This window comes from Nonomuraea sp. NPDC048892 (assembly GCF_040649735.1).
GTDB classification, from domain to species: Bacteria; Actinomycetota; Actinomycetes; order Streptosporangiales; family Streptosporangiaceae; genus Nonomuraea; species Nonomuraea maheshkhaliensis.
On record NZ_JBEZFZ010000068.1, the window covers coordinates 1 to 5,333 of the forward strand.

4 protein-coding genes are annotated in these 5,333 nt (G+C 64.0%); all 4 read left to right on the forward strand.

From position 1 onward, the window contains the following. Positions 1 to 257: 257 nt before the first annotated feature. The 4 genes from AB0C28_RS56065 to AB0C28_RS56080 all read left to right on the forward strand — a co-directional run bounded on the left by AB0C28_RS56065 (position 258) and on the right by AB0C28_RS56080 (position 5,240). Positions 258 to 407 (forward strand): hypothetical protein, encoded by a 150-nt coding sequence (locus tag AB0C28_RS56065; protein ID WP_358085733.1) that lies wholly within the window; start codon positions 258 to 260, stop codon positions 405 to 407. A gap of 867 nt (positions 408 to 1,274) precedes the next feature. Further along, positions 1,275 to 2,375 (forward strand): YcaO-like family protein, encoded by a 1,101-nt coding sequence (locus AB0C28_RS56070; protein WP_358085741.1) that lies wholly within the window; start codon positions 1,275 to 1,277, stop codon positions 2,373 to 2,375. Between the two features lie 163 nt (positions 2,376 to 2,538). Continuing rightward, positions 2,539 to 4,608, forward strand: a complete 2,070-nt coding sequence (locus AB0C28_RS56075; RefSeq protein WP_358085736.1) for a hypothetical protein — start codon at positions 2,539 to 2,541, stop codon at positions 4,606 to 4,608. A gap of 485 nt (positions 4,609 to 5,093) precedes the next feature. Beyond that, positions 5,094 to 5,240, forward strand: a complete 147-nt coding sequence (locus tag AB0C28_RS56080; RefSeq protein WP_358085738.1) for a hypothetical protein — start codon at positions 5,094 to 5,096, stop codon at positions 5,238 to 5,240. Positions 5,241 to 5,333: the final 93 nt, after the last annotated feature.

The following is a 5,333-nucleotide window of genomic DNA, read 5'->3' on the forward strand; positions in this document are numbered from 1 at the left end:
GTTGCCTATGTCCCGAGACACACTCTGTTGAAGTTTCCTATGTCTTGCGACATGGGTTTCCTATGTCCTGAACCAGCACACTGCCGGGGGCACTCTTATCCACCAGGCATTTCGTGCTCTGACCTGCGGTTTCTCTGCCGCAGGTCTTTTGCTTGCCAGGCCCTTGGTAGGTCGCCGAGGGCACCCGTACGCAGCCGTAGGATCATGATCCGGGGACATACAGGGGATGATCTTGAAGACATTTCCCGAGGTCAACCGTGGATATCGCGCTGCTGAGCGCGGCCGAGATGCTCGCCTCCAGGGCGTGCTTCAAAAGGTCCGGCGACAGCCCCGATATGAATGCGCAGAACCCGAAGCCGGATCTTCGCACCGTCTTTGCCCGTCAGGCGATCAAGCCTGAGACGTAGGTCGTTCAGGTCGCCGTGCAGAGAGTGGGCGTGGAACGGGTCGAGCTGGGTGGCGTTGATGTGCTCGTTCCATCGGCGAAGGCCCGCGATCTCATCGCCGATAGCCGCCAGGCTTTGGGGATCTCGACCCGCGCGCCAGCGATCTCGGCAATCACCGGGGCGGCCACACCGTGCTCAGATCAAAGACGCCCGAGGCGCTCAAGTGCCGGAGATTTAGGATCTTCGGCTCCATTTGGTGCGCGTTTGACCCGATCCGGCACTGTTACATCTTCACCCCAAAATCGAATAAAACAGACAATTATGGGACGGATCCTAGTTCCGACCCCACGGTTGGCGTCGCCCTGGGCAACCACCCCAGATCCGGCAGGTCGGGGAGTTGGCCGTGTGAGACGAGACGGCCGGGCCCGAGGGCTTTGAGCCGTGCCGGATCAGGGTTCGCCGCCCGCTACGGGCGAAATTAGCGTCACCACAGTTTTGGGTGCCTTTTGTTGCCGTATCCTCCGGAGCCATGTGTGCTGGAAGTAGTGGTTTATATCTGCACCTCTGCGGTAGGGGGTCTTGATCATGGGTCTCGGAGTGGATTATGCGTTGGCGGAGTCCCTCGACAGAAACGGCCAGGAGCTGACGGACCTCGAGAAGGAATTCCTATCCGGGCTGACAGAACCGGAGATCGAGCCTAACTAGGAGAAAATGCCTGGGGTGGAGCGTTCGGTACCGCTTCAGGAGGCTGACCAGCGGGCGATGGGGGCCCTGGCCAGTCTCGGCTTGGAGCCCGAACTCGCCGATCTGGGCCAGGGAGGCGATCCGACGGCGTGGTCGTGTCGGTTGCGCACCCCTAGTGGAGTGGTACCGCCCATGGCCATGGGGATGGGCAAGGGGTGGCGCGCGGAAGCGCGTGTGGGAGCGTTGTACGAGGCCCTGGAGCACTACTTGACAGGGCCCATCTTGTTCGATTCGACAGCGTTGACGTTGGCCGGTTGCCAGGATATCGCCCGCGGGCCCTTGGGCGGCGAGCCCGCCGCCGTCCTACTTGCGAGGAGACCGTCCCAATGTCTGGCGTGCTACTCCTACCACTCGCTAACCGGAGGACAGGATGTACCGGTGCCGGTCTTTCTGTCCGCTCCCTGGTACGTCGAGACCAATGCGGATCACCTGCGGGAGGAGGCGGCGGACACCTGCGACTACGGCGAACTGACGCGCTACAGCTGCAACAGTGGCTCAGCCATTGGCGTCACCACGGCCGAGGCGCTCCTACACGCTCTCAACGAGGTGATCGAACGCGACGCCTTCTCCCTACTGCTGGCGAGGTCGTTCCTAGGTGGGGGCGACTCCTGGCTCACGGTGATCGACCCCGGCACCCTGCCACGCGGGCCTGCACTCGCCCTCGCCGCCTGCGAGCGGCGCACCACCTCGCAAGTCCACCTGCTGGACATCACGACGGACCTTGGGGTGCCCACCATGCTGGCCTACATCCCCCCCAGTTCTGGACGGCCGCACAGGCGCGGCGTCGGCACCTCGCTCAGCTCCGTCCACGCCGCCTGGCGCGCCCTCACTGAGCTCTTGCAGGTCAGCCTGGGTGAAGATCTGTCCCCACCGCCCTTTTCGCCGCGGGGGCACCTGGCGGGCCTCGTCGCCCATCCGGCGCTGTACGCCTGTGGGCGGTTCGATCTCACCGATCACCTGCGCGCCACCATGACGGTGCCCTTCGCCCCTTCCGGCTCCGCGTCCGGTCCTCCCGAAGTCCAGCTACGCGAGGTGATCGCCACTCTGGCTTCGCACGGCTACTCGCCGTACCACCGCACGGTGGCCCGCCTCTCTGGCGAGATCACGGCCGTACACGCCATCGTGCCCGGGCTGGAACGGTTCATGATCATCACCGACGGCAATCTCGTCATTCCGGGCCACCGCGGACGGGCTGCCGCCCGGGAATCACGGAATCGGGCTGCGGGACGGAGATATGTCGCATAGAGGCACTGACCTTTCTTTGATTAAGCTAGATTTCTTTCCTAAAGATCAGCCGGACGTTGCAGCTCGTTTAGTTAAACTCGGTTCTCTACGGCCGCATTATGGGTATATGGAACGACTACACAAGCGTCCACCCAGAGTGTCAGTGATACTGGGAATTTCACTCATGCTCCTGGGCCTGGTCCTCATGTGGATGGCGGCGAATTTCAATCTCAAGGCCCTCGATATTCCGTCATTCCTCTCGACGGCGGGCGGCGTGGTGGCGCTCACCGACGGAGTATTGCGACTGCTGTTCCAGTGGCGACGTGCCCGCCGGCCGTCACCCGCAGCTTCGCCCGACGAGATCCGGAAGGCCAAGGACATCCTCGCGCTCCAAGTCACCGAGCAGTGCAAGGACGCGATGCGAGTGCTAATGCTGGATGACCCCAGACCGATTCCGGTTTTCTGGAGATCCGCACAGCGGGACGAGTTGCGGGGCCATCCCCGCCTGAACGCCGGGCAAAAGGTGGTCTTCAGCAGTTCGGACCACATCGCGAGGCTGGCTGACGCGTTCCGCGGATTGAAGCGCAAGCGCCTGGTCATTATCGGTGATCAAGGCTCCGGCAAGACGACGCTCGCCCTGCAGCTGCTCGCGGAGTTGACGGAAACGCGTCGGCCCGAAGATCCCGTCCCGGTCCTGCTACCCGCCGCAAGCTGGCCCGTCCGGACCGGCGAGCATGACGACACGGCCGAGTACGTGCCACTGCACGAGTGGCTCGCCGAGTACCTGGACATGGAATACCCCGCGCTACGCGCCGAAGGGCTCGCGCCGAACCTTCCTCGGGAACTGGCGTCGCACGGAGAGGTGTTGCCTGTCTTGGATGCGCTGGATGAGGCGCCGGACGAAGCCGCGATGCTCAGAGCACTGAAACGGTCGCTGTACAACGCTGATCAGCTGATCGTCACGTGCCGTACCAGCGAGTTCCTCGAAGCCATCAAGTCAGCCTGGGACGTTCTCACTACGGCGGCCGTCCTTGAGCCGGATCGTCTGTCCCCCACTTCGGTCGCCGATTACCTGGCGAAGTCGCTCCCGCGACGGCCTACCGCCCCCTGGCCCGACATCCTGGCGAAGCTAAGGGGAGGCACGGCACCCGCGCTGGCAGAGGTCACTTCCAAGCCGCTGGGGCTCTGGCTTATCCGCGAAGTCTACGTCGCGGACAAGAAAGAGGCGACGAAACTGCAGCGCCTCGGGGAGATGGCGGATCCGCAGGCGCTGCGTACCCACCTGTGTGACCAGCTCATCCCCACCCTGATCAAGTTGCATCCCCGCGGCAACAAGCTGTTTAGCCCCCTCCATACTCTCAACGCCCGGCAGGTCCGCGATTGGCTCGCCTATCTGTCCCTCCACCCCTCACCTGACGGCAGCCCGCACGATGTGGCCTGGTGGAGTCTGACCTGCAATCCGCACAGCCGCCTGGTGCCTTGGGTGGTCAGCACTCTGTGCGGACTTGTCGTGGGGGTGACGCTCGGTCTCCTGGAAAGCCCCGCGACCGGGCTGGCGATCGGCGTCGCGTGCGGCATCCTGGTAAGGCTTAAGGTCAAGTCGTGGTTCACGGAGTGGCCCGGCTTCGCAAACCTCAATATCTGGGAGAGGCTTTCCGTCCTAGGGAAGACTACGCGAGAGGCGCTGTGCATGGCGCTCATGGGCGCCATGGTCGGCTTCCTGCAGAGCAAGGGGCGAGTGGACGGCGCGATCACCCTCGGACTGGTGTCCGGGCTCGGATACGAGTTCACGATGGGTCTTCCCCGCTGGGTGGAAAAGGCCACCGAGAAGAGTACTGCGAGATCGCCGCGCTCGACGTGGAAGGACGATAGGCACCTCACCCTCATCCGCATCATCAGCGGCGTCGTGATTGGCCTCCTAGCCAGCCTCATCGGGTGGCGGCACGGAATGAGCGTGGCGACGGCCCTCACGGGCGGAATCCTGCTGGGAATGATCTTTGGGCTTGTCCAGGGGAGGCACCACGCATGGCTGGCGTACTACCTAACGATTCCGCGACTGGCCACGAGAAGGCGGCTGCCGCTGCGCACCATGAGCTTTCTCGAGGACGCCTACCGGGTGGGCCTGTTGCGCATGGAGGGCCCGTACTATCAGTTCCGTGACACCTTGCTCCAGGAGCACCTCGCGGAGCACCACATCGAGCGGTTCGGCTCGTGCCATCCTCACACTCGTAAACGGGAGGAGCACCTCTCGTAGGACGCGTTGTCGGTATGCGAGCCGAGGTACCGCGAGACGCCCCGACGGTGAGGCGATCTACGCACTGGGCGATCTCGGCGCCGGATATATGCGCCACGTCCTGTGGGCAGGGCGACGCCGTGCGCGGTGAGAAGGGGCGCCGGGAAGACGGGACGGGCCAGGTCGTTGGAGTGCGGGTGAGGTAAGGAGACCGCCACCTGGCCCAGCCTCAGCGTGGGCCCCGCCTTAACGCGCTCGGCGCCCTGAGCTATCCATCTCACCACACGAGAGAGCTGGCCTCTCGGCAGCACATCAGACAACTCCGAACAGCTCATCCTGGTCGCCTAGAATCTGAGCGGGAACTGGCGGCCCAGGGGCCGCTGCCTCACCGCCCTCGCTGCGGCACTGCCCAACATGCGCGGCGCCGGCCCCACCGCTAAAGAGCGGCCGAGCGGTTTGACGCAACCGGATCACTTGGTGGGCGATGGTGGTGGACTAACGGTGCCATGATGCGCGTGCTGCTCATCGGTTGGACACTGCCCGCCATCGATGCCGAACGCCGCCGTGAGCTGGCCATACGAATGACGATGACCATCTATGCCGGCCCGAAGACCATCGCCACCGCCTGCGCTACGGCCGCTATGGGACCTTAGAGTGCGTTCTGCGAGTTGATGTCCCTTTCATCGGTGGGGTTGGGTTAGGTCGGCTGGTCGGAGACCCGCCGGTCGGACTACGGGCGTGGCTGG